Annotated in this window: 25 protein-coding genes and 3 tRNA genes; 7 read left to right on the forward strand and 21 right to left on the reverse strand. The window is 72.1% G+C overall.

Annotation, left to right across the window (positions count from 1 at the left end):
• The first annotated feature begins 111 nt into the window (after positions 1-111).
• Entirely contained in the window at positions 112-1,143 is a 1,032-nt protein-coding gene (locus ABTZ58_RS16160; protein ID WP_309096488.1) for an adenosine deaminase, read from the forward strand.
• A 336-nt stretch (positions 1,144-1,479) separates the two neighbouring features.
• Here ABTZ58_RS16160 and ABTZ58_RS16165 read toward each other — a convergent pair whose 3' ends face one another.
• The 9 genes from ABTZ58_RS16165 to ABTZ58_RS16205 all read right to left on the reverse strand — a co-directional run bounded on the left by ABTZ58_RS16165 (position 1,480) and on the right by ABTZ58_RS16205 (position 6,696).
• Complete coding sequence (locus tag ABTZ58_RS16165; protein WP_351356064.1) at positions 1,480-2,535, reverse strand: UDP-N-acetylmuramate dehydrogenase; 1,056 nt, start codon at positions 2,533-2,535, stop codon at positions 1,480-1,482.
• Positions 2,536-2,630: 95 nt separating this feature from the next.
• A complete protein-coding gene (locus ABTZ58_RS16170) occupies positions 2,631-3,011 on the reverse strand; it encodes a DUF3291 domain-containing protein (protein WP_309096486.1) in 381 nt (126 codons plus the stop codon).
• Between the two features lie 29 nt (positions 3,012-3,040).
• A complete protein-coding gene (locus ABTZ58_RS16175) occupies positions 3,041-4,477 on the reverse strand; it encodes a DHA2 family efflux MFS transporter permease subunit (protein WP_351356068.1) in 1,437 nt (478 codons plus the stop codon).
• A gap of 102 nt (positions 4,478-4,579) precedes the next feature.
• Positions 4,580-5,149, reverse strand: coding sequence for a TetR/AcrR family transcriptional regulator (locus ABTZ58_RS16180; RefSeq protein WP_351356071.1), 570 nt, complete (start codon positions 5,147-5,149; stop codon positions 4,580-4,582).
• A gap of 112 nt (positions 5,150-5,261) precedes the next feature.
• On the reverse strand, positions 5,262-5,690 hold the full coding sequence (locus ABTZ58_RS16185; RefSeq protein ID WP_309096495.1) for a MaoC family dehydratase: 429 nt from the start codon (positions 5,688-5,690) through the stop codon (positions 5,262-5,264).
• Positions 5,691-5,698: 8 nt separating this feature from the next.
• Entirely contained in the window at positions 5,699-6,151 is a 453-nt protein-coding gene (locus ABTZ58_RS16190) for an FAS1-like dehydratase domain-containing protein (protein WP_351356074.1), read from the reverse strand.
• Between the two features lie 101 nt (positions 6,152-6,252).
• Entirely contained in the window at positions 6,253-6,417 is a 165-nt protein-coding gene (gene rpmG / locus ABTZ58_RS16195) for a 50S ribosomal protein L33 (protein ID WP_003948671.1), read from the reverse strand.
• 88 nt (positions 6,418-6,505) lie between these two features.
• Positions 6,506-6,578, reverse strand: a tRNA-Met gene (locus ABTZ58_RS16200).
• A gap of 45 nt (positions 6,579-6,623) precedes the next feature.
• A tRNA-Thr gene (locus tag ABTZ58_RS16205) sits at positions 6,624-6,696 on the reverse strand.
• A 256-nt stretch (positions 6,697-6,952) separates the two neighbouring features.
• Between ABTZ58_RS16205 and ABTZ58_RS16210 the strand changes: the two genes are divergently transcribed.
• The gene (locus ABTZ58_RS16210) at positions 6,953-8,206 is read left to right on the forward strand and encodes an amidohydrolase family protein (RefSeq protein WP_351356077.1); all 1,254 of its coding nucleotides are present in this window, start codon (positions 6,953-6,955) and stop codon (positions 8,204-8,206) included.
• 71 nt (positions 8,207-8,277) lie between these two features.
• Positions 8,278-8,934 carry an NAD(P)H-binding protein gene (locus ABTZ58_RS16215; RefSeq protein ID WP_351356080.1) on the forward strand — a complete coding sequence of 219 codons (657 nt, stop codon included), beginning with the start codon at positions 8,278-8,280 and terminating at the stop codon, positions 8,932-8,934.
• A 23-nt stretch (positions 8,935-8,957) separates the two neighbouring features.
• Here the strand turns inward: ABTZ58_RS16215 and ABTZ58_RS16220 are convergent, their stop codons facing one another.
• Both ABTZ58_RS16220 and rox read right to left on the reverse strand, forming a co-directional pair.
• Positions 8,958-9,170 (reverse strand): hypothetical protein, encoded by a 213-nt coding sequence (locus ABTZ58_RS16220; protein WP_309096481.1) that lies wholly within the window; start codon positions 9,168-9,170, stop codon positions 8,958-8,960.
• Between the two features lie 610 nt (positions 9,171-9,780).
• A complete protein-coding gene (gene rox / locus ABTZ58_RS16225) occupies positions 9,781-11,226 on the reverse strand; it encodes a rifampin monooxygenase (protein WP_351356084.1) in 1,446 nt (481 codons plus the stop codon).
• A gap of 244 nt (positions 11,227-11,470) precedes the next feature.
• Here rox and ABTZ58_RS16230 point away from each other — a divergent pair, with 244 nt between their 5' ends.
• Positions 11,471-12,544 (forward strand): terpene synthase family protein, encoded by a 1,074-nt coding sequence (locus tag ABTZ58_RS16230; RefSeq protein WP_351356087.1) that lies wholly within the window; start codon positions 11,471-11,473, stop codon positions 12,542-12,544.
• 7 nt (positions 12,545-12,551) lie between these two features.
• Here the strand turns inward: ABTZ58_RS16230 and ABTZ58_RS16235 are convergent, their stop codons facing one another.
• Positions 12,552-13,118, reverse strand: a complete 567-nt coding sequence (locus ABTZ58_RS16235; protein WP_351356090.1) for a CAP domain-containing protein — start codon at positions 13,116-13,118, stop codon at positions 12,552-12,554.
• A gap of 230 nt (positions 13,119-13,348) precedes the next feature.
• Between ABTZ58_RS16235 and ABTZ58_RS16240 the strand changes: the two genes are divergently transcribed.
• The gene (locus ABTZ58_RS16240; protein ID WP_351356093.1) at positions 13,349-13,585 is read left to right on the forward strand and encodes a hypothetical protein; all 237 of its coding nucleotides are present in this window, start codon (positions 13,349-13,351) and stop codon (positions 13,583-13,585) included.
• A 71-nt stretch (positions 13,586-13,656) separates the two neighbouring features.
• Here ABTZ58_RS16240 and ABTZ58_RS16245 read toward each other — a convergent pair whose 3' ends face one another.
• The 4 genes from ABTZ58_RS16245 to ABTZ58_RS16260 form a co-directional block, all read right to left on the reverse strand.
• Positions 13,657-14,418 (reverse strand): ABC transporter permease, encoded by a 762-nt coding sequence (locus ABTZ58_RS16245; protein ID WP_351356096.1) that lies wholly within the window; start codon positions 14,416-14,418, stop codon positions 13,657-13,659.
• Entirely contained in the window at positions 14,415-15,299 is an 885-nt protein-coding gene (locus tag ABTZ58_RS16250; RefSeq protein ID WP_351356099.1) for an ABC transporter ATP-binding protein, read from the reverse strand. The genes ABTZ58_RS16245 and ABTZ58_RS16250 overlap by 4 nt, the downstream gene beginning before the upstream one ends.
• A 238-nt stretch (positions 15,300-15,537) precedes the next feature.
• Positions 15,538-16,581 (reverse strand): polyprenyl synthetase family protein, encoded by a 1,044-nt coding sequence (locus ABTZ58_RS16255; protein WP_351356102.1) that lies wholly within the window; start codon positions 16,579-16,581, stop codon positions 15,538-15,540.
• A gap of 932 nt (positions 16,582-17,513) precedes the next feature.
• Positions 17,514-17,595: transfer RNA gene (locus ABTZ58_RS16260), tRNA-Tyr, on the reverse strand.
• A 219-nt stretch (positions 17,596-17,814) separates the two neighbouring features.
• Here ABTZ58_RS16260 and ABTZ58_RS16265 point away from each other — a divergent pair.
• Positions 17,815-18,303: a YajQ family cyclic di-GMP-binding protein gene (locus ABTZ58_RS16265; RefSeq protein ID WP_351356105.1), complete on the forward strand. Its 489-nt coding sequence runs from the start codon at positions 17,815-17,817 to the stop codon at positions 18,301-18,303.
• Between the two features lie 149 nt (positions 18,304-18,452).
• On the opposite strand, the gene ABTZ58_RS16270 is transcribed toward ABTZ58_RS16265, so the two are convergent.
• The gene (locus ABTZ58_RS16270; RefSeq protein ID WP_351356108.1) at positions 18,453-18,719 is read right to left on the reverse strand and encodes a GlsB/YeaQ/YmgE family stress response membrane protein; all 267 of its coding nucleotides are present in this window, start codon (positions 18,717-18,719) and stop codon (positions 18,453-18,455) included.
• Positions 18,720-18,914: 195 nt separating this feature from the next.
• On the opposite strand from ABTZ58_RS16270, the gene ABTZ58_RS16275 reads away from it, so the two are divergent.
• Entirely contained in the window at positions 18,915-20,213 is a 1,299-nt protein-coding gene (locus tag ABTZ58_RS16275; RefSeq protein WP_351356111.1) for an APC family permease, read from the forward strand.
• Between the two features lie 312 nt (positions 20,214-20,525).
• Here ABTZ58_RS16275 and ABTZ58_RS16280 read toward each other — a convergent pair whose 3' ends face one another.
• The 4 genes from ABTZ58_RS16280 to ABTZ58_RS16295 form a co-directional block, all read right to left on the reverse strand.
• A complete protein-coding gene (locus tag ABTZ58_RS16280; RefSeq protein ID WP_309097660.1) occupies positions 20,526-20,918 on the reverse strand; it encodes a YccF domain-containing protein in 393 nt (130 codons plus the stop codon).
• The gene (gene htpX, locus ABTZ58_RS16285; protein ID WP_309097661.1) at positions 20,915-21,778 is read right to left on the reverse strand and encodes a zinc metalloprotease HtpX; all 864 of its coding nucleotides are present in this window, start codon (positions 21,776-21,778) and stop codon (positions 20,915-20,917) included. Before htpX ends, ABTZ58_RS16280 begins: the two co-directional genes overlap by 4 nt.
• A 284-nt stretch (positions 21,779-22,062) precedes the next feature.
• Entirely contained in the window at positions 22,063-23,589 is a 1,527-nt protein-coding gene (locus ABTZ58_RS16290; RefSeq protein ID WP_351356116.1) for an NADH-quinone oxidoreductase subunit N, read from the reverse strand.
• On the reverse strand, positions 23,586-25,160 hold the full coding sequence (locus ABTZ58_RS16295; RefSeq protein WP_351356119.1) for a complex I subunit 4 family protein: 1,575 nt from the start codon (positions 25,158-25,160) through the stop codon (positions 23,586-23,588). Before ABTZ58_RS16295 ends, ABTZ58_RS16290 begins: the two co-directional genes overlap by 4 nt.
• Positions 25,161-25,165 lie beyond the last annotated feature (5 nt).

The following is a 25,165-nucleotide window of genomic DNA, read 5'->3' on the forward strand; positions in this document are numbered from 1 at the left end:
GGGCCTGGGGCACATACCGAATTCGGTATGTGCCCCATTTGTTTGTGCGAGCAAGACCACGAAAGGGGAAACGGCTACCGGGACGGCCGAGGCGTACGGCAGGATCCTGGGATGGAGCGTGTACGTGATGTCTCTGAGCTGCCGAAAGCCCATCTGCACCTGCACTTCACCGGGTCGATGCGGCCCGCGACCGTGCTGGAACTGGCCGACAAGTACGGTGTCCGGCTGCCCGACGCGCTGAGCGAGGCGCTGATCAGCGGGGAACCGCCGAGTCTGCGGGCGACGGACGAGCGGGGCTGGTTCCGCTTCCAGCGGCTGTACGACGCGGCGCGCTCGTGCCTGCGGGCGCCGGAGGACATCCAGCGGCTGGTGCGGGAGGCCGCGGAGGAGGATCTGCGGGACGGGTCGGGGTGGCTGGAGATCCAGGTCGACCCGACGTCGTACGCGCCGCGGCTGGGCGGGCTGATCCCGACGCTGGAAATCATCCTGGACGCGGTGGAGACGACGTCGCGGGAGACCGGGCTGGGCATGCGGGTGCTGGTCGCGGCGAACCGGATGAAGCATCCGCTGGACGCGCGGACGCTGGCGCGGCTGGCGGTGCGGTACGCGGACCGGGGTGTGGTCGGGTTCGGGCTGTCCAACGACGAGCGGCGGGGCATGGCCCGGGACTTCGACCGGGCGTTCGGGATCGCGCGTGAGGCCGGGCTGCTGTCGGCGCCGCACGGGGGTGAGCTGGCCGGGCCGGCGTCGGTGCGGGACTGTCTGGACGACCTGGGGGCGAACCGGCTGGGGCACGGCGTGCGGGCGGCGGAGGATCCCCGGCTGCTGAAGCGGCTGGCGGACCGGCAGGTGACGTGTGAGGTCTGCCCGGCGTCGAACGTGGCGCTGGGGGTGTACGAGAAGCCGGAGGACGTGCCGCTGCGGACGCTGTTCGAGGCGGGGGTGCCGATGGCGCTGGGCGCGGACGACCCGCTGCTGTTCGGGTCCAGGCTGGCGGCACAGTACGAGATCGCGCGGGTCCATCACGGCTTCACGGACGCGGAGCTGGCGGAGCTGGCGAGGCAGTCGGTGCGGGGGTCGGCGGCGCCGGAGGGGGTGAAGGAGAAGCTGCTGGCGGGGGTGGACGCGTGGCTGGTGTCGTAGCACGGGTGCGCCTCTTCGCCTGACGGTGGGGTGGAGGTCGGGGCCGCGCCGGAGGGTGTCCGTCCTCGGAACGGCGCGATCGACTTGCGTGCCGACCGACTGTCCGTCGACGCGCCAACCGCTGCGGGCGGACACCCCCCGACACGGCCCCTCGCGCCGTCCCGCGGGTGCGGACGCGTCGTGCTTCCGCCCGGGCTGCGGGCAGTCGTGCCGCTGAGGGCGATGGGGGTTCCCCCCTGCTCGAGCGAAGCCGAGAGCTCGGGGGAGGGTGGGCGCGGCCGCACCCCGCCGCGCCGGGTTGCGTGACACCCCGGCCCCGGCGCTGACGCCGCGCGCCTACAAGCTGACCCCGACCGTCACCGGCTCGTTCACCAGCGTGATGCCGAACGCGTCGTGGACACCGGCCACGACCTCACGCGCCAGGGCGAGGAGGTCCTCCGTCGTCGCGTCACCGCGGTTCGTCAGCGCCAGTGTGTGCTTCGTGGAGATCCGGGCCGGACCGTCGCCGTAGCCCTTCTCGAAGCCGGCCTTGTCGATCAGCCAGGCCGCCGAGGTCTTGGTACGGCCCTCGCCGGCCGGGTACGCGGGCGGTTCCACCCCGTCGCCGAGCCGGTCGCGCACGCGGGCGCGGAACGTCTCGAAGTCCGCGTCCGTGAGGATCGGGTTGGTGAAGAACGACCCGGCCGACCAGGTGTCGTGGTCCTCGGGGTCGAGGACCATGCCCTTGCCGGCGCGCAGCTTGAGCACGGTGTCGCGGGCGGAGGCGAGCGGGACGCGGTCGCCGGGCTCCACGCCGAGGGCCCGGGCGGTCTCGGCGTACCGGAGGGGCGCGGAGAGGCCGTCGGCGTCCTCCAGGGCGAAGCGGACGCGCAGCACCACGTAGCGCTCGGGGTCGGACTTGAAGCGGCTGTGGCGGTAGGAGAAGGCGCAGTCGCCGTTGGAGAGGGTGACCGTCTCGCCGGAGCGGCGGTCGTAGGCGACGACCTCGGTGATCGTGGAGGAGACCTCCTGGCCGTACGCCCCGACGTTCTGGATGGGCGTGGCGCCGGCCGAGCCGGGGATGCCGGCCAGGCACTCGATGCCGGCCAGGCCCGCCTCGACCGTGCGGGCGACGGCGTCGGTCCAGACCTCGCCGGCCGCCAGCTCCAGGCTCGTGCCGTCGAGGGAGAAGCCGCGGGTGGCGATGACGAGGGCGGTGCCGTCGAAGCCCTTGTCGCCGATGACCAGGTTCGAGCCGCCGCCGATGAGCAGCAGGGGCGTCCCCGTCTCGTCGGCTTCGCGGACGACGGAGATCACCTCGTCGTCCGTCGTGGCGGTGACCAGCCTGGTCGCGGGGCCGCCCAGCCGGAAGGTGGTCAGCGGGGCGAGGGGGGCGTCGTGGAGTTCCTGCACGGGCTCAAGAGTACGAGACGGTACCGACGGCTCTCCGCACGCGTGTGTGCGGAGAGCCGTCGGGCGGACGTCGGCCGCATGCGCGCGTGGTGCCGTCAGGGCAGCCGGCGCAGCGCCTCGGACCAGGAGATCGGCAGGTCCTCGCTGCTCGCCTGCCAGGTGGTGAAGGTCGCGTCCCTCATCTGCGGGGCGAGACCCCGGGCGGTGGGCCCGTGGGTCCCCGCGCGGGCGAAGGCGTGGAGCGCGTCCTTCGACTCCCAGGCGGACAGGGTCCAGAAGGTCCGCTTCAGGGGCTTGGCCTTCAGGGTCGCCCCGTAGGCGCCGGGGCTGCGGCGGACCTGGCGCCAGACGGCGGGCGTGCCGGCGAGGAACTTCAGCGCTCCCCACAGGGTGCGGGTCTCGAACCGGGAGGCGAAGACGTGCACCTCGGCGTCGCGGGGCGGGGTGTTCGGCACGGTCCAGGGGAGGGTGGGCATGGCCGTTTCTCCTTGTCGGAATACTGGGGTCAGCGGGAGGCCGTCTCCAGGACCGGTGCCGGTCCGGCCGGGGCGGCCTGGGGTCCGGTGCGGCGGCGGCCCGGGATCAGCAGGGCCGCGACGCCCGCCAGGGCGACCACCGCGGAGCCCGTGACCAGGGCGGGCCGCAGGCCGTCGACGAAGGTCTGGCCGGTCTCGTAGCCGCCCTGGGCGGAGAAGATCGACGCCATGACGGCGATGCCGAGCGCTCCCCCGACCTCGCGCAGGGCGTTGTTCGCGCCGGAGGCGATGCCCTGCTCCTGGGCCCGGACGCTGGACATGACCAGGTGGGAGGCGGGGGCGAAGAACAGGGCCATGCCGATACCGCTGATGATCAGGGCGGGCAGCTGGGCGGTGTAGGAGGCGTCCGCGGTGGCCACGACGGCCATGTAGCCGAGGCCCAGGGCCTGCAGGAAGAGGCCCGCGGCGACGACCGGGCGGCCGCCGACGCGGTCGGCCAGGATGCCGGCGACGGGGGCGACGAGCATCGGCATGCCGGTCCAGGGCAGCATCCGCAGGCCCGCCTCGGTGGGCGAGTAGCCGAGGACGCCCTGCATGTACTGGCTGAGCAGGAAGATCGAGCCGAACATGCCGAGGAACATCAGCAGGCTCGCCGCGTTGATGCCGGAGAAGGCGCGGGAGCGGAACAGCCGCATGGGGAGCATGGGGTTCTTGGCGCGGATGCTGTAGAGGACGAAGGCGACGAGCAGCGCGGAGCCGGTGAACAGGCCCAGCAGGACCATGCCGCCGGTCCAGCCGTCGGCGGGGCCGCGGACCAGGCCGTAGACGATGCCGAAGAGACCGCCGCTGGCGAGCAGGGTGCCGGGGAGGTCGAGCGGGGCTCCGGTGCCGTGGGACTCGGCGAGACGGAGGCGGGCGAGGGGCAGCAGGGCCAGGCCGAGCGGGACGTTCAGCCAGAAGATCCACTGCCAGGAGATGTGTTCGGTGAGGGTGCCGCCGACCAGCGGCCCGGAGGCGACGGCGAGTCCGTTGACGGCTCCCCAGATGCCGTACGCCATGCCCCGCTTGGCGGCGGGCACGGCCGCGGTCAGCAGGGTGAGGGTCAGCGGCATCATCACGGCCGCGCCGGCGCCCTGGACCGCGCGGGCGGCGATGAGGGAGTCGATGCCGGGCGCCAGCGCTGCGGCGGCGGAGGCGCCGGTGAAGACGGCGAGCCCGGCGAGGAAGAGCCGGCGGCGGCCGAAGCGGTCGCCGAGGGCCGCGCCGAACATCAGCAGGACGGCGAAGGTGAGCGTGTAGGCGCTCACCGTCCACTCCAGGTCGTGCAGTCCGCCGCCGAGGTCCTCGCGGATGGAGGGCAGGGCGGTGGTGACGACGAGGTTGTCGAGAGCCGCCATGAATCCGGCGACGCTGGTGATGACGAGGGCCCATATGGCTCCCCCGCGGCGTGCGGTCTGCTGTGACATCGCTCCCCCAGGAGTTGTGTGCGTGTCGCTGCGATGATCGATTAGTTATTGATTACTAACTTTCGCGGTCACAGAAGGGCGCCGGATTTTCGCCCTTCCCGGTCAGTGCTCCAGCCGGCCCTTGGCGCGCGCCGAGGGGTACATGCCCTCCCACACGCGGTGGTCGGCCGGGAATCCCATGGCCACCAGGCAGTTGATGAGCATCCCGTACGCCATGAACTGCGTGGTCTCGGCGGCGTCCGCCCCGAGCGGCAGATGGACGGTGTCCCACAGCCGCATCCAGCCGTCGCGCACCGACTCGCCGAACTCGTGGTCGCCCTCCTCCTCGGCGGCCTTCACCGCGACGTACATCTGCATCTGCATCATGAGCCGCTCGGGGTGCTCCTCGATGACCGTGGTGTACGCGCTGCCCATGGCGTGCAGGGCCTCTTCGCCGTGCAGCCCCTCGGACGCCTCCTGGAAGGTGCGGATGGTGTCCTCGATGCAGCGTTCGACCGCCGCGAGGAAGATCGCCTTCTTGCCGGGGAAGAGCCGGAAGAGATACGGCTGCGAGACGCCGACCCGGCGGGCGATCACCTCGGTCGAGGTGCCGTGGTAGCCGCCCCGGGCGAATTCGGTCGTCGCCGCCCGGATGACGCTCTCGCGCCGCTCTTCCGCACTCATCCTGGCCATACATCGAAGTTAGTGCTCACTCACTAACCAAGTCAAGCGGTCGGACGCCCGGAGAAACCCGTGAGGGGCGCCCTTATCCGGGAAACGCCCCTCACCTGGTGTTTCGTTCGGTTCAGGCCAGCCGTACGACGGCCCGCGACATGCCCAGCACCTTCTGCCCGGCGCAGGTCGCGGTCAGGTCCACGCGGACGGTGTTGTCGTCGAGCTTGGCCGCGACCTTGCCGCCGACCTCGATCACGGCGCCCTGGTCGTCGTTCGGGACGACGACGGGCTTGGTGAAGCGGACGCCGTACTCCACGACGGCACCCGGGTCGCCGGCCCAGTCCGTCACCACGCGGATCGCCTCGGCCATCGTGAACATGCCGTGGGCGATGACGTCCGGCAGGCCGACCTCCCTGGCGAACTTCTCGTTCCAGTGGATCGGGTTGAAGTCGCCGGAGGCACCCGCGTACTGGACGAGGGTGGCGCGGGTCACGGGGAAGGTCTGCGCCGGCAGTTCGGTGCCGACCTCGACGTCGGAGTAGGAGATCTTCGCCGTCATGGGATCGCTCACGCCTCCTCGGCCGCGCGGGCCACGAGCTTGGTCCAGGCGGTCACGACGTACTCGCCGGCCTCGTCGTGGACCTCGCCGCGGATGTCCAGGATGTCGTTGCCCGCGAGGGACTTGACCGACTCGATGGTCGAGGTGACGGTGAGCCGGTCACCGGCCCGGACCGGGCGGCGGTAGGCGAACTTCTGGTCGCCGTGCACCACTCGGCTGTAGTCCAGACCGAGCTGGGGGTCCTGGACGACCTGGCCCGCGGCCTTGAAGGTGATCGAGAACACGAAGGTCGGCGGGGCGATCACATCGGGATGGCCGAGCGCCTTGGCGGCCTCCGCGTCCGTGTACGCCGGGTTGGCGTCCCCGACCGCCTCGGCGAACTCACGGATCTTCTCACGGCCCACCTCGTAGGGCGCGGTGGGCGGGTACGTCCGCCCCACGAAGGACTGGTCGAGCGCCATGGCTCGGCACCTCCTGGTAGCTCTACTGACCGGTATGGGTCACTCAACGACGCGAGGCCGCCCCCGATCTCTCGGGAGCGGCCTCGTGTACGAGCCTGTTTTTATCGCGTTTCGCGGTGCGCGGTGTGCGCGTTGCAACGCGGGCAGTGCTTCTTCATCTCAAGGCGATCCGGGTTGTTACGCCGGTTCTTCTTGGTGATGTAGTTCCGCTCCTTGCACTCCACGCAGGCCAGCGTGATCTTCGGGCGGACGTCGGTGGCAGCCACGTGAGTGCTCCTAAGACGAACGGATGGACTGTTTAACGCAAGAAGAGTAGCCGATCGAAGGACCGACCCCGCAATCGGCTACTTAGAGTAGCGGTGACCGGACTTGAACCGGTGACACAGCGATTATGAGCCGCTTGCTCTACCGACTGAGCTACACCGCTTTGATGTGGTCCGGCTCCGCCTCGCGACGGAACCAGTCACACCAGAGCCCCAAAACGGAATCGAACCGTTGACCTTCTCCTTACCATGGAGACGCTCTGCCGACTGAGCTATTGGGGCGAGCGATGAAGACATTACACGGTCGCCCGCCGTTCGCCCAAATCCGTTTCGGGGTACCTGCCCGCTCCGCTCGCACCGCCCTCCCGGCCGCCCCGCCCGTGCCTCCCGCACCCCGCGTCCCCGCCGTTCGGCGCGACGGACCACGCCGGTACGACTATTGCGCTCCTCCCCGCCACGGGCGGGAGGCCGTCCTAGGCTCGTCTCACTCTGAGTGATCATGCGTCCTCGCGTGCACAGCCCGAGCCCCTGGAGCGCGATGCCCGACAGCCAGCCGCAGCCACCACCTCCCCCGTCGTCCTCGCCGGGCCCGGCGGAGCCGTCGTCGTTGCTGCTGTGCGGGGCGCGGCTCACCGACGGCAGGACCGTGGACGTGCGGCTGGGCGAGGGGCGCATCGAGGCGGTCGGCACGGCCGGCAGCCTGGGCGGCACGCACGCGTGCGGGGCCCGGGTCGATCTGCGGGGCTACCTGCTGCTGCCGGCCCCGGCCGAGCCGCACGCGCACGCCGACACCGCCCTGTCGGCCGACACCGAGGGCCCGGTCTCCTCCGCGCCCCAGGACGTCCAGCGCCGGGCGACCGAGGCCGCGCTGCTCCAGCTCGGGCACGGGGCGACGGCGCTGCGGGCGCATGTGCGCGTGGGGGACGTCCAGGGGCTGTCCGCGCTGGCGGCGGTACTGCAGGCGCGGCGGGCGCTGCGGGGGCTGGCGGAGCTGACGACGGTGGCCATGCCGCGGGTGCTGACCGGGGTGGCCGGGGCGGACGGGCTGGCGGTGCTGCGGGACGCCGTGAAGATGGGCGCCTCCGTGGTGGGCGGCCGGCCCGACCTGGACCCGGATCCGGCGGGCTACGTGGAGGCGGTCCTGGAGGTGGCGTCCGAGCACGGCTGTTCCGTCGACCTGCACACGGACGCCGGGGATCCGGCGCGACTGGCCCGGCTCGCGGCGATGGCGGGCGGACTGCGCCCCGGGGTGACGCTCAGCCCGTGCGGCGATCTCGGCAGTTTGCCCTCCGAGGTGGCCTCGCGGACGGCGGACCAGCTCGCCGCGGCCGGGGTCGCGGTGGTGTGCCTGCCGCAGGGCGGCTGCTGCGGCGTCGAACGGCGGGGCACGGCTCCGGTACGGCTGCTGCGTGCGGCCGGGGTGCGGGTGGCCGCCGGGAGCGGGGCGCTGCGGGACGTGTCCAACCCGGTGGGGCGCGGCGATCCGCTGGAGGCCGCCTTCCTGCTGGCCTCGCGCCACGGGCTGTCGCCCGAGGAGGCGTACGACGCGGTGAGTTCATCGGCGCGGGTCGTGCTGGGGCTGCCCGAGGTGCGGGTGGAGGCGGGTTTCCCGGCCGAGTTGCTCGCGGTGCGCGGGGACGGGCTGGCGGGGGCGCTCTCGCTGGCCTACAGCCGGGTGGTCGTGCACCGGGGGCGGGTGGTGGCGCGGACCAGCGCGGTGCGGGAGTACTGCAGTTCGGCCGCCTCGGTGGAGCTGGGGCTGCCGCGCCAGGGGCGGGGTCAGGTGTACTAGGGCCGGGCGGGCCGCCGGAGGTGACCCGGGTCGTGCGGCGGACGGGGCGGTCCGGGCGTACGGTCGAAAGCATGCGCATTGTCATCGCTGGTGGTCATGGTCAGATCGCGTTGCGGCTGGAGCGGTTGCTCGCCGGACGCGGGGACGAGGTGGCGGGGATCATCCGCAAGGCCGAACAGGCCGACGATCTGCGGCAGGCCGGTGCCGAACCGGTCGTGCTCGACCTGGAGTCGGCGTCCGTGGACGAGGTCGCGGAGCGGCTCCGGGGCGCCGACGCGGCGGTCTTCGCGGCGGGCGCGGGCCCGGGCAGCGGGGCGGCCCGCAAGGACACGGTGGACAAGGCCGCGGCGGTCCTCTTCGCGGACGCGGCGGTCAGGGCGGGCGTGCGGCGCTTCGTGATCGTGTCGTCGATGGGCGCCGACCCTGAGCACCGGGGCGACGGGATCTTCGACGTGTACCTGCGCGCCAAGGGCGAGGCCGACGCGTACGTGCGCGGTCTGGACGCCCTGGACTGGACGGTCCTGCGCCCCGGCCAGCTCACCGACGACGCCGGTACCGGCCTGGTCCGCCTGGAGGCGCACACGGGCCGCGGACCGATCCCGCGCGACGACGTGGCCGCCGTCCTCGCGGAGCTGGTGGACACCCCGGCGACGGCCGGGCTCACGCTGGAGCTGATCAGCGGGTCTGCGCCGGTGTCGGTCGCCGTGAAGTCGGTCGCGGGCAACTGAGGGACCCGGCCCGGCCGGTCCGCCTAGAACAGCGGCAGTTGGCCCGGGAAGTCCGGAACCGTGTAGCCGTCCAGGGACGGCTGCTCGGGACCGGGGCGGGCGTGGCGGCGGGAGCCCGGGCACGAGGTGAGTTCGCCGTGCTCGCGGGCGCCGGGCGGGTCGTGGCGCGCGTACCGCCCGGCGACGACGGCGATCTCGCGGCGGCACTCGGGGCACGTTCTGCGGCGGGAGGACATGGGGCCAGTGTGCCGCGCGGGCGGCGCCGGTACGCCCTGCCCGGTGACGGGCGCCGCCACCACTCCATCCAGTTGCTTAGTCGATCAAGTGGCTCTGGTCGGGTCGCGCTGCCCTTCTCAGCCCCTACGGAGGCCCGGCCATGTCCCACGCCCTCGCCCGACCCGGCGGGGCCAGGAGATCCGCGCCGCCGCGGGCCGGTGCCGTCGTCGCGGTGCTGCCTTCGGCGGGATCGTGGTCTCGCTGACGCAGACCCTCGTGATCCCGGTCGTCCCGGAAGTACCCGCCGCGGGTCGTCTCCGTGACGCTCTCGGGCGCCGATGTGACGACCACGACATCGAACTGGCCCAGGTGAGCGAGTAGGTCGGTCTGTCGCGGGCGCGGGGAGGCGGCGACGGCGTCCTCGGGCCCGGTGGGCGTCGGGCGGCCTGTGGCGTACGCGGGGAGGCCGCCCGCCGCCCCGCGAAGCGGACGGCGGAGCGGGCTCAGGAGACGGCCCGGAAGCGCGCCGACGAACCTACCCCGGCGACTGGCTCGCCGTGGCGCCGACCGGCGAGGCGGTCAAGCGCCACCTGGACCAGTTCCGCGAGAACGCTCGCCCGGGCCCGCCCGTCACCCCACCGCCGACCGGTCCGCCGCCGTCCCGAACCACCGTGCCAGCCGGGCGAGCAGATCCGCCTGGTCCTCGCCCACCCATGCCACATGGCCGTCCGGGCGGAGCAGGACCGCGGGGACGTCCGGTTCCCCGCCGGCGTCGACGACATGGTCGACCCGGTCCTCCCAGCCCGTCACCGACAGCCGCCCGCCGGTCCGGTCCAGCAGCAGTCCGCGGCCCCCGCGCATCAGCTCGTAGAGGCGCCCGCGCTCCAGGCGCACGTCCCGCAGCCGCCGGCCGAGCAGTTCGTGGCCCTCGCCGAAGTCGTAGCGGACGGAGATGGCGGTGATCTTCTCGATGAGGTACCGGTTCACCTCCTCGAACCCCATCAGCTCCGTCAGCAGCCGCCGCACGGCCCGCGGCCCCGGCTCTGGCTCCAGCAGGTGCATCTGCGCGCGGGTGTTGTCCAGCACGGCGGCGGCCACCGGGTGGCGTTCGGCGTGGTAGCTGTCCAGCAGGCCGTCCGGCGCCCGGCCGCGCACCTGCGCGGCCAGTTTCCAGCCCAGGTTGAAGGCGTCCTGGAGACCGAGGTTGAGCCCCTGCCCACCGGTCGGCGGGTGGATGTGCGCGGCGTCGCCGGCCAGCAGGACCCGGCCGGTGCGGTAGCGCTCGGCCAGCCGGGTGGCGTCGCCGAAGCGGGAGAGCCAGCGCGGTGAGTGGACCCCGAAGTCGGTGCCCGCGAACGTCCGCAGCTGCCGCCTGAACTCCTCGATGGACGGCGGGACCGTGCGGTCCTCGGCCACTCCCTCGGCCGGCACGATGACGCGGTACAGCCCGTTCCCGGTGGGCATGGCGCCGAACCGGAAGTGCGTCCTGCGGACCTTCTCCGTCACGGCCGCCAACTCCTGCGGTGAGGCGGTCAGCTCCATCTCGCCCAGAAGCGTCTCGACCCTGCTGGGCTCGCCGGGGAAGCCGACGCCGAGCAGCTTGCGCACCGTGCTGCGGCCGCCGTCGCAGCCGACGAGGTAGCGCGAGCGCAGCCGTGTGCCGTCGGACAGCTCGGCCGTCACACCGTCGTCGTCCTGGCTCAGTCCGGCCAGCTCGTGGCCGCGCCGGATCTCGGCACCGGCCTCGGCGGCGTGCTCGGCCAGCAGGCGCTCCGTGACGGTCTGCGGGATGCCGAGGACGTACGCGTGCGCCGTGTCCAGCCCGTCGGGCCAGGACCTGGTGATGCCGGCGAAGAACCCGCCGGTCTCGTGCCTCGTGCCGAGCCGCAGGAACCGCTCCAGCAGACCTCGCTGGTCCAGCACCTCGACGCTGCGCACGTGCAGGCCGAGCGCGCGTGTCTGCCCGGTCGGCTCCGCGAGCCTCTCCAGTACGACCACGTTCAGCCCGTGCAGCCGCAGCTCGCCGGCCAGCATCATGCCGGTCGGCCCACCACCGACAATGATCACATCGAACACGACAGCCCCCCTGTTTTTTCGCCCGTTCCGGGCTCCGGCGGAGGATTCTGCGCCACAACGGGGGCCTTGCCGCAAGGCCCACCGTGCGCTATATCTTGAGAGTGGCAGGGAGCATCCGATCTCCTTGCCTTTCTGCTTTTCCTCCCTTTTCTTTCCGCTTATCGGCTGGGCCGCCTGTCTGTCTTTTCCGGTGACCGGGTGTTCCCGCCGGCCCGTACCCCCACCGTCCCAGATGATCTTCCCCATGGGATCTCGAGTTTCCGAGGTGGAACTGCCGCCTCTTTTCTGTCCGCTGGAATCCGCCGTCCACCCGCGTGCCCGGCGGATCGAGAAACGCGCCGAGGAGTGGATCGGGCGCAGCGGCATGTGCGCTTCGCAAAAGGAGCTGGCCTGGGTCGTCGCGACGCACAGCACCGACTTCTACGCCCGGTTCGTCCCGGGCGCCGACGACGACCGGCTGCTCGCGACGGCTCTGTGGGTCTACTGGGGCTTCGGCTTCGACGACGCGCGCTGCGACCGGGGGCCGCTGAGCACGCGCCCGGCGCAGTTCAACGCGCTGGCCTGTCAGGTGCAGCGGGCCTGCGAGAACGACACGGCGGCCGGCGCGGACCGGTACATCGGCGCACTGCGGGACATCGTGCGGCTGTTCCGGTCGCTCGGGACGCCCGCGCAGGTGGGCAGGTTCGCGCACGCGCACCGGGCCTGGCTGTCGGGCGTGGCCTGGCAGGTCGGCAACCAGGCGCTGGGCCGGATGCCCGGCCTGAACGACTTCCTGACGATGCGGCTGCTGTCGTCGGGCGGGGAGCCGACCTTCGCGATGCTGGAGATCGCGAACGGCGCCGAGGTACCCGACCGGGACCTGTACCGACCGGCGGTACGGGCGCTGAAGGAGATGGCCATCCTGGTGGCCGGGCTCGACAACGACCGGCACTCCCTGCCCAAGGAGCAGGCCCGGGGCCAGGCCGACCAGAACATCTACACCGTCCTGATGCACGAGCGGGACCTGACGCTGCAGCAGGCGGTGGAGGCGGCGAACGGACTGCGGGACCGCGTGCTGCTGCGGTTCCTGCGGCTGCACGACCGCGTCCGCCCCACGGCGGGCCCGGAGCTCGCCGCCTATCTGCAGGGGCTGCGCCACGGCATCCGCGGCAACAACGAGTGGGGGCTGCGCGTGCCCCGCTACCTCAGTCTCGGACGGTGGCCCGACGCCATGGAGGACACCGCGCTGACCTGGGCGGAGGAGCCGTCCGACACCCGGCCGGGCCCGCTGGAGGGTGCCCCGGACGTGGCCTGGTGGTGGGACGACGACCTGGCCTGAGGCCCGCTCAGTGGCCCGTGGCCAGGTCCAGCGTCCACCAGGGTCCGCCGCCGCCGGGCGCGACACCGACCCCCGCGTGGGTGTACCGGCAGGTCAGGATGATGGCCCGGTGCCCGGGGCTGTCGATCCAGGTGCGGACGGCGGCCTCGGGCGTGCGCGCGCCCGCCGTGATGTTCTCGGCGGTGTGGCCGGGGTCGTAGCCGGCGGCCCGCATCCGGTCGGCCGGGCTGCTGCCGTCGCCTCCGGTGTGCGTCAGGCGCTGCCTGCGGGCCATGTCGGCGCTGTGCCACTGGGCGGCGCGGTTGAGCGAGGCCCGCAGCCGCACGGGACGGCAGCCGGCCTGGACGCGGTGCCGGTTGACGGCGGCGACGACCTCGGCAGCCGCGCTGTCGCGGGACCGCTGCGGAAGGGCGTACGCCGCGCCGTCCCGCGGTGCCCTGTCGGGGCCGGGCCCGGGCGCGGGCAGGGGCCACGGGGGTGCCTCGTAGTGCGGCGGTGGCGGCGGCACGGGCGGTTGGGTCCACGCGAGGAGCGTTCCTCCCAGGGCGAGCGCGGCCCTGCGCATCCCGGTCATCTTTTCTCTCTTTTCTTTTCTCTGCGTCCTGCGGCGTCCGCGGAGTGTCGAGTTCCAAGTGCGGTGCACACCGTACCGATAATCAATTCCGCTGTCGGGTCCAGCCGTTCCTTCGGGGGAATACGGCATTTCCCGCGCCGGCACAGGTGACTTTCGCGACTAGGCTGGGACGCGCTCGTTCACTCTTCCCTTCCCCACTCTTTCTCTTCTTTTTCTCGTGGAGGTTTCTCATGTCGCTGCGGGTTCGCCGCATCGCTGTCGTGTCGCTCGCCGCACTGGCTCTCACCGCGGGCGGGACGGTGATGGCCGCCGCCGCTTCGGCGCAGCCGGCGGCAGCCGCCATCGGCAACCCCGGCCCCGACGGTTTCGGGGGCGGCGGCCACGACCGGCCGCTGCACTTCGGGCCGTTCGAGTTCCCCCGCTACGGCTCCGTCTCGGGCGGCTTCTCCTGGGGCGTTCGTGACTAGCGGGACCTGACCGTGCCGAGGGCCGCCCCGCGGGGCGGCCCTCGGTCGTTCCCGGGGGGCGGGCCGGCCGGTCAGCGCTTCAGGGTGGTCGCGCTGGCGACCAGGACCAGGACCACGCATCCCAGGATGAGCAGCGCGTCGCGGACGAACAGCCCGGTGACCCCGGTGTGCGCGGCGGCCTCGCCCGCGGCCTGGACGGCGTACGTCATCGGCATGGCCTTGGCCACGGCCGACAGGGCGCCGTGCATCTCGTCGCGCCGCACGAACAGGCCGCACACCAGGAACTGCGGCAGCACCCCGGCGGGCAGGAACTGCACCGCCTGGAACTCGTTGCGGGCGAAGGCGCTGACCAGCAGCCCCAGGGCCAGTCCGAGCAAGGCACCGAGCATGGCGATGACCATCAGCAGATACGCGGGGCCCTTGATGTCCAGGCCGAGCGGGCCGATGGACAGCAGCGTGGACAAGACCGCCTGGAGCAGGGCCAGGAAGGCGAAGGCCAGGCTGTAGCCGAGCACGATGTCCAGCCGTCGCACGGGCATCGTCAGCAGTCGCTCGGCGGTTCCGGTGGTGCGCTCCCGCAGCGTCGACACGGACGCCACCAGGTACATCACGATGACCGGGAAGATCCCGAAGACCTGCGGCCCGACCCGCTCGAAGCTGGCCTCCGAGTCGTGGAACATCAGCTTCAGCAGCACCATGAGCATGCACGGGATGCCCAGCAGCAGCGCGGTGCTGCCCTTGTCCCGGGAAATCTGCTGGAGCACCCGGGCCGCGGTCGCGCCGGTGATGGTGGGCGAGAACGGCAGCCTCTCGGCCAGCCCGAGGCCGCTCACCGCACGGTGTCCGCGGCGAAGTGGGCCCGTTCCGCCCCGGGTGCGCCGCCCTGGTCGAGCAGGTCGGGCAGCGTGGGCAGCAGGCTCTGCGCCGCCGCCCGCCGCCGGGCGCGCTCCTCGGCCTCGGTCGCGGCCTGCACGAGGTGCATGAACGCCTCTTCCACGCCGTCGCAGCCGGTGTGCTCCAGGAGCGTCTCCCGGTCGGCTCCGGCCAGCAGCCGCCCGGCGCGCATCAGCAGCAGCCGGTCACAGCGGTCGGCCTCGTCCATGACGTGACTGGAGACCAGCAGGGTGGTGCCCTCCTCGGCCAGCCGCTGGAACACCAGCCACAACTCCCGGCGCACCATGGGGTCGAGCCCGACGGTCGGTTCGTCCATCACGAGCAGGTCAGGCTTGTTCAGCAGCGCCACGGCCAGAGAGACCCGCGAGTACTGGCCGCCCGACAGCCGGGCGACCAGCTTGTCCGCGTAGGAGGCCAGGTCGACCTCCTTGACCACCCGGACCACGGCGTCCTCCCGGCGCCAGCCCCGCATGCCGAGGGCGGCGGCGAAGTAGCGCAAATTCTCCAGCACGGTCAGGTCCGCGTAGACCGACGGGGCCTGGGTGACGTAGCCGACGCGGGTGCGCAACGGGGCGGCGCCGGCCGCGTAGCCGAGGACCTGGACGTGGCCCGCCGTGGCCTGCTGCACGCCGACCACGGACCGCAGCAGCGTCGTCTTGCCGCAGCCGCTCGGCCCGAGCAGGCCGACGATGCAGCCGCGGGGAACGCTGAAGCTGACGTCCTGCAGGACCGTGTGGCGGCCGCGGACCACCGTCAATCCGTAGGCGGCCACGGCGGGGAGGTTCCCCGGCAGCGCTTGGCTGGTCTCGGTCTGCTGCACGACTCCACTGTGTTTCGTCACGTTCGGCTCCGCTCGCAGCGGCCGGGGCGCCGGGCGGCGCCGCCCGGCTTGGCTGCGGCGGTGGGTCAGGGCGGTCGGCCAAGTGGGGGGGCAAGGCGGTCGGCCTGGAGGTGGGGGCGCGGCGGCGATGGGCCGCCGCACAGACAACGCCCCACTTGGACCGAAGTCACGGCTTTTGTCCCCGCCCGTTCGGACGGCCCGCCGTGGCCCGCGGCGGTCAGGCCTCGCGGTGGGTCATCGCCCAGGCGATGTCCTGGAGTTGCCGGTAGGTGTCGGGGGTCGGCCGGGCCCAGGACAGCGCCCGCAGCGCGGCCGACACCTGGCGGCGGGCCTCCTGTTCGGCGGCCTCACGGCCACCGGCCTCCTCCACGAGGGCACGCGCCAGGGCGACGTCCCGTTCGTCGAGGGGGTGCGTGGCGGCGTACAGCGCGCGCAGCCGCTCGGCCGCCGTGCCCTCACCGCTCAGGGCCGCGACGACGGGCAGGGACTTCTTCCGTGCCGCGAGGTCGGCGCCGACCGGCTTGCCGCTGCTCGACGTGCGGCCCCAGATGCCCAGGACGTCGTCGGCGCACTGGAAGGCCACGCCCAGCCGGCGCCCGAACTCCCGCAGTCCCCGCACCCGTTCGGCGTCGGCTCCGGCCAGGACGCCGCCCAGAGCGCACGAACACCCGATCAGCGAGCCCGTCTTGCCCTCCGCCATGGCGAGGTACTGGGCCACCGACACCTCCGGCGCCTTCTCGAACGCCACATCGCGGCTCTGCCCCTCGACCAGTTCCAGCAGCGTCGTGACCAGTTCCTGCACCGCCTCCGCCGCCCGCTGCGGGGGGACGTCGGCCAGCGCCCGCAGCGCCGACACGAGCAGCGCGTCGCCGGTCAGCACCGCCGCCGGGGTGCCGAACACCGACCAGGCGGCCGGCCGGTGGCGGCGCAGCGCGTCGCCGTCGATGACATCGTCGTGCAGCAGCGTGAAGTCGTGCACCAACTCCACGGCCACCGCGCCCGGTACGGCGAGTTCCGGGCTGCCGCCGACCGCCGCGGCGGACAGCAGGGACAGGGCCGGGCGGACCGTCTTGCCGGTGCGGGCGGCGGTCTCCACCGGTGTGCCGTCGGCCTCGCACCAGCCGCGGTGGTACCGCGCCACCCGGCTCTCGGCGGCCGGCAGCGCGGCCACGGCCGACCGCAGGGCGGGGTTCAGCAGGTCGTCGACCCAGCCAAGACGAGGGAACGAGCTGACCGGGGCTGGGCCGGTGATCTGCGCCATGTACTGCTCCTCAGAACTGCGAAGGGGAACCGCGCCGGCAAGGGCTGCCGCGTGACCCGTCTCAGTCAATCTGTGGCCGCTCGCCGCGCGAAGCCGCACCGCACCGTCCGCCGAAAGATCACTTGGCCGGACCAGCCCTACTACCGTGCATCAAGCCGACAATCGGGCCATGCCATCGGTGAGTTGGGGAACGGACCGCAGAAGTCGTGGTCACAGCCCACCCACGACGCGCCGCGTCGCGGCCGCCGTCAACACCAGGCTGACACCGGTTCGGGTGCGGCATCGTTTCTGCATACGGCTGCCGAGTGATCTCCGTGCGCGCCCGACCGCCCTGGTGGACGACGGGTCGCCCATCCTGCTCGGCGTGATCGCTTCTCCGGCACGCGCCCGTGCTGCCGCCCTGATGGGCACCGCCTGCATCTTCGCCCTGTCCTGCCCCGCCCACGCCGCCGCGAAGTCCCTGCCGCTGGACCAAGCCGTCGCCGCGCTGCCCCGGGCCGCCGAGTCCCGCGTCGGTCACAGGGCGCCAAGTTCACTCACTGAAACGCCGGCGCGAACCCCGACGACGACTGCGACACCCGCGCCGAGGTGCTGATCGCCGAGGCGGGCGAACCACCGGCCACCGGACCCGGCTGCAAGCTGAGGGGCGGCACCTGGTCGCCCTACTACGACGCCCAGCAGGTCACCTCTGCCGCGGCCATGGACGTCGACCACATGGTGCCGCTGCCGGAGGCGTGGGACTCGGGCGCGGGGAGGGGCCGGTGTGGTGGGGCCGGTGTGGGTGAGGGCGCACTTCGCGGGTGGGGGGGTGCTGGGCGAGTGGGGGTGCTGGGCGAGTGGGGTGAGACACATCACCCGGCCTCCCCGGAGGGTACAACGAAAGACCCCCTCTCAGCTGCGTCTCCGCAGTTGAGAGGGGGTCTTCCCCAGTGTGGCGGCGCCAGGATTCGAACCTGGGAAGGCTGAGCCGGCAGATTTACAGTCTGCTCCCTTTGGCCGCTCGGGCACACCGCCGGGGTTGCTGCCCGTCGAACCGCTTTTTTCGGCGGTGCTCCGTGGCAACGACGTAAACGATACCTGATGTGGAGGGGTGCTTCGCCACCCGATTGATCAGCGCCCGGAGGGCGGGGGGTGGCTAGGCTTGTCCGGATGCGGCCAGGGCCTGAACGGGCCCCGCGGCCGCCCCGCACGCCGGTACGCAGATACGCACCCCGATACAAGGAGCCACAGGACATGGCCGACTCCAGTTTCGACATCGTCTCGAAGGTCGAGCGGCAGGAGGTCGACAACGCACTGAACCAGGCCGCCAAGGAGATCTCGCAGCGCTACGACTTCAAGGGCGTGGGCGCCTCGATCGCGTGGTCCGGCGAGAAGATCCTCATGGAGGCGAACTCCGAGGACCGGGTCAAGGCCATCCTCGACGTCTTCCAGTTCAAGCTGATCAAGCGCGGCATCTCGCTGAAGGCCCTGGACGCGGCCGAGCCCCAGCTCTCCGGCAAGGAGTACAAGATCTTCGCGTCGATCAAGGAGGGCATCTCCCAGGAGAACGCGAAGAAGGTGGCCAAGACCATCCGCGACGAGGGCCCCAAGGGCGTGAAGGCACAGGTGCAGGGCGAGGAGCTGCGGGTCAGCTCCAAGAGCCGTGACGATCTGCAGGCCGTCATCACCCTGCTTAAGGGCAAGGACTTCGACTTCGCGATGCAGTTCGTGAACTACCGGTAGGACCGCCGGGTCCCCTGGGTTCCATGGTCTGCACAGGCCCGCAGGGGTGGTGAGAGGGGGCGGGTGCCTGTTCGGTGCCCGCCCTTCTCGCTGCTGTTCGCGGTGTGCGGGCGCGTCGGTCGCGCGTGGGTGGCGCCTCTTGGGTGCGGTCAGTCGCGCGAGTTGCCGAACAGCAGGCGGTAGGCGACCAGGAGGACGAGCGATCCGCCGATCGCCGCCGCCCAGGTGGCGCCGTCGTAGAAGTCCTTGCTGATCGGGTGGTCCATCCAGCGGGCCGATATCCAGCCGCCGATGAACGCGCCCGCTATGCCGATCAGGGTGGTGCCGATGAGGCCGCCCGGGTCGCGTCCCGGCAGCAGGAACTTCGCGATCGCCCCGGCCAGCAGCCCCAGGATGAGCCAGCTGATGACGGTCATGCCGTGAACCTGCCCTTTCAGGCTGTGCCCGCACTGTCCCGGCCCTGTGATCTCGCTCCCCGCAGGCCGGGCTCGTGCGTCGTACGTCGGGCCTGAACGGGTGCGTCGTCCTTGCCGCACCCGTTCACGCCCCCCTTGGTCGGGAGGACGTCCTGGCTGCATGCGCCGGTTGCGCTGATCAGTAGGGTGCGACGCATGACTGCCTCCGGTTCCCCCGGTGCCCCGGGTTTCTCCGGTTCCCCGGATCCCGCGCTGCGCCGCACGCTCGGTGTCGGAGACGCCGTGGTCATCGGACTCGGCTCGATGGTGGGGGCCGGCATCTTCGCCGCGCTCGCGCCGGCGGCGCACGCGGCCGGTTCCGGCCTGCTCATCGGGCTCGCCGTCGCCGCCGTGGTGGCGTACTGCAACGCCATGTCCTCGGCCCGCCTCGCCGCCCGTTATCCCGCCTCGGGCGGCACGTACGTGTACGGGCGTGAGCGGCTCGGGGACTTCTGGGGGTATCTCGCGGGCTGGTCGTTCGTAGTGGGGAAGACGGCCTCCTGTGCGGCGATGGCGCTCACCGTGGGCACCTACGTCTGGCCGGGTCAGGCGCACGCGGTGGCGGTCGCGGCCGTGGTGGCGCTGACCGCGGTGAACTACGGCGGCGTCCAGAAGTCCGCCTGGCTGACGCGGGTGATCGTGGCGGTGGTCCTGGCGGTCCTCGCTCTCGTGGTGGTCGGGTGTCTGGTGTCCGACGGGGCCGACGCGGGCCGGCTGGCCATCGGGACGTCGGACGGGGCGGGCGGTGTGCTGCAGGCGGCGGGTCTGCTGTTCTTCGCGTTCGCCGGGTACGCCCGGATCGCCACGCTCGGCGAGGAGGTGCGGGACCCGGCGCGCACCATTCCGCGCGCGATCCCGCTGGCACTGGGCATCACGCTGGTGGTGTACGTGTGCGTGGCGGTGGCTGTCCTTTCGGTGCTGGGGTCGGGTGGTCTGGGGGAGGCGACGGCACCGCTGGCCGACGCGGTGCGGGCGGCCGGGATGCCCTGGCTCGTGCCGGTGGTGCGGGTGGGTGCGGCCGTGGCCGCGCTGGGCTCGCTGCTCGCGCTGATCCTGGGGGTGTCGCGCACGACGCTGGCCATGGCCCGGGACCGGCATCTGCCGGGATCACTGGCGGCGGTGCATCCCCGCTTCCAGGTGCCGCACCGGGCGGAGCTGGCCGTGGGTGCGGTGGTCGCGGTCCTGGCCGCCACGGTGGACGTCCGGGGCGCGATCGGGTTCTCCTCCTTCGGTGTGCTGGCGTACTACGCGGTGGCCAACGCTTCGGCCTGGACGCTGGATCGGGCACCGGCGGCGCGGGTGGTGCCGGTGGTGGGGCTGGTCGGGTGCGTGGGGCTGGCGTTCTCGCTGCCGGGGGTTTCCGTGGTGGTGGGCGCGGGGGTGCTGCTGGTGGGGGTTGTCGCCTACGGGGTGCGGCGGTGGGTGCGGGCCCGGACGGGGGCCGGTCGGGCGTAGGGGCGTGCGGGTGCTTCTCCTGGCGGGGAGGGCCTCCCCCTGTTATCGGCTTCTCGCTTGCCGTTGCCCCGGCTGGTGCCGGTCAGGATGCTCGTATCGCGACGGCGGGCTCACGTAGGGAAGCGGAGGCTCTCGGGCGGCTGTTGGGGGGCTGGCTGTCGGTCGGGGCTGCGATTGCCCGGTCGCGGTCATGGCTTCATGATGCAGGCCGCCGACGGCAGCCGGGCGGGCCTGTGGATAACCGTGGTCTGTGGAGAAACCGGGGGAATGAGGGAGCGTCCCCGCTTGGGAGACCGGGCTCGGGACTCGCGGTCAGCGCACCGCGAACGGCTCGTTCGTCCGCACGATGTCGCGGCCCAGCGGGAGCAGCGAGACCGGGATGAGCTTGAAGTTGGCGATGCCCAGCGGGATGCCGATGATCGTGACGCACAGGGCGATGCCGGTGGCGATGTGGCCGAGGGTGAGCCACCAGCCCGCGAGGACCAGCCACAGGACGTTGCCGACGCAGGACGGCGCGCCGGCGTCACGGCGTTCGACCGTGGTGTACCCGAAGGGCCACAGCGCGTAGACGCCGATGCGGAAGGCCGCGACGCCGAACGGGATGCCGATGACGGTGATGCAGAGGAGCAGGCCCGCCAGCATGTAGGCGAGGAACAGCCAGAAGCCGCTGAAGACGAGCCATATGACGTTCAGGATGGTCTTCACTGATTCCCACCTGCCATCTTCTCGAGCCGGGCGATGCGTTCCGCCATCGGCGGGTGTGTGGAGAACATCTTCGACAGGCCCTGGCCGGGGCGGAACGGGTTGGCGATCATCATGTGGCTGGCGGTCTCGATGCGCGGCTCGGGCGGCAGCGGGAGCTGCTTCGTGCCGTGATCGAGCTTGCGCAGGGCGCTGGCCAGGGCGAGTGGGTCGCCGGTGAGCTGGGCGCCCGAGGCGTCCGCCTGGTACTCGCGGGAGCGGCTGATGGCCAGTTGGATGACGGAGGCCGCGAGCGGGCCAAGGATCATGATCAGCAGCATGCCGAGCAGGCCGGGGCCGTCATCGTCGTCGGAGCGACCGATCGGGATCAGCCAGGCGAAGTTGACCAGGAACATGATCACGGAGGCGAGGGCGCCGGCGACCGACGAGATGAGGATGTCGCGGTTGTAGACGTGGCTGAGCTCGTGGCCGATGACGCCGCGCAGCTCGCGCTCGTCCAGGAGCCGCAGGATGCCGTCGGTGCAGCAGACGGCGGCGTTGCGTGGGTTGCGGCCCGTGGCGAAGGCGTTGGGCGCCTCCGTCGGGGAGATGTACAGGCGCGGCATGGGCTGGCGGGCCTGCGTGGACAGTTCGCGGACCATGCGGTAGAGGCCCGGGGCCTCGAACTCGCTCACCGGGCGGGCGCGCATCGCGCGGAGGGCCAGCTTGTCGCTGTTCCAGTACGCGTACGCGTTGGTGGCCAGCGCTACCAGCACGGCGATCACGAGCCCCATGCGGCCGAAGAAGCTGCCGATGACGATGATGAGTGCGGACAGTCCTCCGAGGAGGACTGCTGTCCTGAGCCCGTTGTGCCGGCGGTGCACGGTACGCCCTCCAAGTGGTGCGGCAGGGGGACCCTTGCTTGGTGCGCTGCGGTGTCACTGGTGCCGTGGTGCCACGTCCAGTGGACCCTCCCGTACTGGTCAACGCCAGGTGGGAGGCACTAGTTCCCTTGTGCGCGCGGGGCACGGCTGTGGACCGTACGGGTGACGGCCTCGGACGCGCCACGCACGCGTGCGGGGCCGAGTGCCCACACGCGCGTGGCGAAAGCGTGCCGGTGTGCCGTCCAGGCGTGGCGCTCGACTCGGGGGGGCTTCCCGGCCCGGGCTCAGAAGAGCCCGGTGTCCGTGAACCGCAGGACCAGCTGGGGCGCCCCGGACAGGACGATGCCGAGGACGCCGGTCAGGGCGAGGGCTGCGGTGAGGGGGGCGGGCACCCGGTGCTTCCCGGCCTCGCCCTCGACGGCGGCGCGGAAGAGCAGGGCCGTCCACTGCAGGTAGTAGAACAGCGCGATGACGACGTTGACGGCCATGATCACGGCCAGCCAGCCGAGGCCGGCGTCGACGGCCGCCGAGAAGACGGTGACCTTGGCGAAGAGGCCGATGACGCCCGGCGGCAGCCCGGCGAGGCAGAGCAGGAAGAACGCCAGGAGCAGCGCGGACAGGGGGTTCGACGCGTAGAGGCCGCGGTAGTCGGCGACGCGGTTGAGGGACTTCGTGCGGCCGACGAGCGCGGCCACGGCGAAGGCTCCGAGGTTCACGGCGCCGTACATCAGGGCGTAGGCGACGGTGGAGCCGATCGACTTCTCGGGGTCCCCGGAGTACGCGGCGGCCGCGATCGGCACCAGGAGGTAGCCGGCCTGGCCGACGGACGACCAGGCGAGCAGGCGTACCGCGCTGTACGCGCGCGTGGCCTGCTGGCGGAGGGCTCCGACGTTGCCGACGGTCATGGTGAACGCGGCCAGGGCGGCCAGCGCCGGGCCCCAGACGTCGGCGTAGGACGGGAGGGCCACGACCGTGACGAGGATCAGGCCGCTGAAGCCGACCGCCTTGCCGATGACCGACAGGTAGGCGGCGATCGGCAGGGGCGCGCCCACGTAGGTGTCGGGCACCCAGAAGTGGAAGGGCACGGCGGCGGTCTTGAAGGCGAAGCCGACGAGGGTGAGGACGACGCCGGTGTCCGCGAGCGTGTGGAGCTGGCCGTCGACGTGCTGGATGCGGTCGGCGACCTGGGTCAGGTGGAGGGTGCCCGTCGAGGCGTACAGGAAGCTGATGCCCATGAGGCTGACGGCGGTGGCGGTGACCGAGGACAGGAAGAACTTCAGGGCCGCTTCGGAGGACTTCCGGTCACCGTACTTCAGGCCGACCAGCGCGAAGGCGGGCAGGGACGCGACCTCCAGGGCGACGATCAGGGTGGCCAGGTCGCGGGAGGCGGGCAGGAGGGCGGCGCCGGCCGCGGAGGACAGCAACAGGAACCAGTACTCCCCCTCGGGCAGCGTCTTGCGGGCGTCCTTGAGGGCCGTGACCGACAGCAGGGCGGCGAGGAGGGCGCCGCCCAGGACCAGGAACTGGATGACCAGGGTGAAGCGGTCGGCCGTGTAGCTGCACACGGCGGCGTCGCGGGTCAGGCAGAAGGTGCTGCGGTCGCCGTCCAGGAGGGGCAGCAGCATCAGCGTGGCGGCGGCCAGGCCCGCCACCGACGTCCAGCCGAGGAGCGCCTTGCGGTGCTCGGCGACGAACAGGTCGGCGACCAGGACGGCGAGTGCGACGACCGCCGCGATGGTGGGCGGCGCGATGGCGAGCCAGTCGACGGACTGGACGAGCGAGGCGGCCAGAGGCTGGGCCGGGGAGCTCATCGGGTGCCTCCTGCGAGGAGCTGCTGGACGGCCGGGTCGCTCAGGCCGAGGAGGGCCTTGGGCCACAGGCCCGCGACGACGGTGAGGACGACGAGCGGGGTCCAGGCCGCGAACTCGTAACTGCGGACGTCGGTGAGCCGGGGGGCGTTCTCGGGCAGGGCGCCCATGCAGACGCGGCGGACCACGATCAGCAGGTACGCGGCCGTCAGCAGCGTCCCGAACGCGCCGATCGCCATGAAGGTGAGGAAGGCGGGGCGGCTGAGGCCCTCGGCGGGCCGGAACGCGCCGAACAGGGCCAGCATCTCGCCCCAGAAGCCGGCCAGGCCCGGCAGGCCGAGCGAGGCCACGGCGGCGAAGGCGAGGAGGCCGCCGAGGCGCGGGGCCTTGCCGTACAGGGCGGCGCCGGTCTCCTCGGCGAGGGTGTCGAGGTCGGTGGTGCCGGTGCGGTCCTTCAGGGCGCCGACCAGGAAGAAGAGCAGGCCGGTGATGAGGCCGTGGGCGATGTTCGCGAACAGGGCGCCGTTCACGCCGGTCGGGGTCATCGTGGCGATGCCGAGCAGCACGAAGCCCATGTGGCCGACGGAGGAGTAGGCGATGAGGCGCTTGAGGTCGCCCTTCGCGCCCTGCCTGGCGAGGGCGAGGCAGGCGAGGGATCCGTAGATGATGCCGACGACGGCCAGGGCGGCGAGGTAGGGGGCGAAGGTGCGGAAGCCGTCCGGTGCGATGGGGAGCAGGATCCGGACGAATCCGTACGTACCCATCTTCAGCAGGACGCCGGCCAGCAGGACGGAACCGACGGTGGGCGCGGCGGTGTGGGCGTCGGGCAGCCAGCTGTGCAGCGGCCACATCGGCGTCTTCACGGCGAGCCCGATCCCGATCGCCAGAACCGCGATGACCTGCACGGATGCGGTCAGTGACCGGCCGTTGTCAGTGGCGAGTGCCATCATGTCGAACGTGCCCGCCTTGATCCCGATCAGGAGCAGGCCGAGCAGCATGACCACGGATCCGAGCAGTGTGTAGAGGATGAACCGCCACGCGGCCTGGCTCCGGCCCTCGCCGCCCCAGCGGGCGATGAGGAAGTACATCGGGATGAGGACCATCTCGAAGGCGAGGAAGAACAGCAGCAGGTCGAGGACGGCGAAGGTCGCCAGTGTGCCGGACTCGAGGACGAGCAGCAGGGCGACGAAGGCCTTCGGGGCCGGGCCTTCGGGCATCTTGAAGTACGAGTAGAGCGCGCAGAGGAAGGTCAGCAGCGCGGTCAGGACCAGAAGGGGGAGGGAGATGCCGTCGATGCCGAGGTGGATGCGTACGTCGAGTGCGGGGATCCAGCTGATGTCGGTGCTGGCCTGCATCTTCGACGGCTGGTCGTGGTCGAAGCCGAGCGCGAGGACGATCGCCGCGATGAGGACGGCGCCGGTGACGGTGACGCCGTGCCGCAGCACGGCCTGCTCGGGTGACTTCCCCTTCAGCCCGGGCGGGGCCGGCAGGAGAGCCGCGGCGGCGCCCAGGAGCGGGCCGACGACGACGAATGCCAGAAGGAACTGCATCACGGACTCGTTGATATCGATCACGCCTG

The organism is Streptomyces sp. NPDC094143 (assembly GCF_040303825.1).
Lineage (GTDB): Bacteria > Actinomycetota > Actinomycetes > Streptomycetales > Streptomycetaceae > Streptomyces.

Bases quoted from the DNA above. Each gene is read 5' to 3' on its own strand.
- ABTZ58_RS16160 (WP_309096488.1), top strand. From the start codon at position 112: ATGGAGCGTGTACGTGATGTCTCTGAGCTGCCGAAAGCCCATCTGCAC.
- ABTZ58_RS16170 (WP_309096486.1), bottom strand. From the start codon at position 3,011: ATGCCCACCCTCCCCTGGACCGTGCCGAACACCCCGCCCCGCGACGCC.
- ABTZ58_RS16175 (WP_351356068.1), bottom strand. From the start codon at position 4,477: ATGTCACAGCAGACCGCACGCCGCGGGGGAGCCATATGGGCCCTCGTC.
- ABTZ58_RS16180 (WP_351356071.1), bottom strand. From the start codon at position 5,149: ATGGCCAGGATGAGTGCGGAAGAGCGGCGCGAGAGCGTCATCCGGGCG.
- ABTZ58_RS16185 (WP_309096495.1), bottom strand. From the start codon at position 5,690: ATGACGGCGAAGATCTCCTACTCCGACGTCGAGGTCGGCACCGAACTG.
- ABTZ58_RS16190 (WP_351356074.1), bottom strand. From the start codon at position 6,151: ATGGCGCTCGACCAGTCCTTCGTGGGGCGGACGTACCCGCCCACCGCG.
- ABTZ58_RS16210 (WP_351356077.1), top strand. From the start codon at position 6,953: ATGCCCGACAGCCAGCCGCAGCCACCACCTCCCCCGTCGTCCTCGCCG.
- ABTZ58_RS16215 (WP_351356080.1), top strand. From the start codon at position 8,278: ATGCGCATTGTCATCGCTGGTGGTCATGGTCAGATCGCGTTGCGGCTG.
- ABTZ58_RS16220 (WP_309096481.1), bottom strand. From the start codon at position 9,170: ATGTCCTCCCGCCGCAGAACGTGCCCCGAGTGCCGCCGCGAGATCGCC.
- ABTZ58_RS16230 (WP_351356087.1), top strand. From the start codon at position 11,471: ATGGGATCTCGAGTTTCCGAGGTGGAACTGCCGCCTCTTTTCTGTCCG.
- ABTZ58_RS16235 (WP_351356090.1), bottom strand. From the start codon at position 13,118: ATGACCGGGATGCGCAGGGCCGCGCTCGCCCTGGGAGGAACGCTCCTC.
- ABTZ58_RS16240 (WP_351356093.1), top strand. From the start codon at position 13,349: ATGTCGCTGCGGGTTCGCCGCATCGCTGTCGTGTCGCTCGCCGCACTG.
- ABTZ58_RS16255 (WP_351356102.1), bottom strand. From the start codon at position 16,581: ATGGCGCAGATCACCGGCCCAGCCCCGGTCAGCTCGTTCCCTCGTCTT.
- ABTZ58_RS16265 (WP_351356105.1), top strand. From the start codon at position 17,815: ATGGCCGACTCCAGTTTCGACATCGTCTCGAAGGTCGAGCGGCAGGAG.
- ABTZ58_RS16270 (WP_351356108.1), bottom strand. From the start codon at position 18,719: ATGACCGTCATCAGCTGGCTCATCCTGGGGCTGCTGGCCGGGGCGATC.
- ABTZ58_RS16275 (WP_351356111.1), top strand. From the start codon at position 18,915: ATGACTGCCTCCGGTTCCCCCGGTGCCCCGGGTTTCTCCGGTTCCCCG.
- ABTZ58_RS16290 (WP_351356116.1), bottom strand. From the start codon at position 23,589: ATGAGCTCCCCGGCCCAGCCTCTGGCCGCCTCGCTCGTCCAGTCCGTC.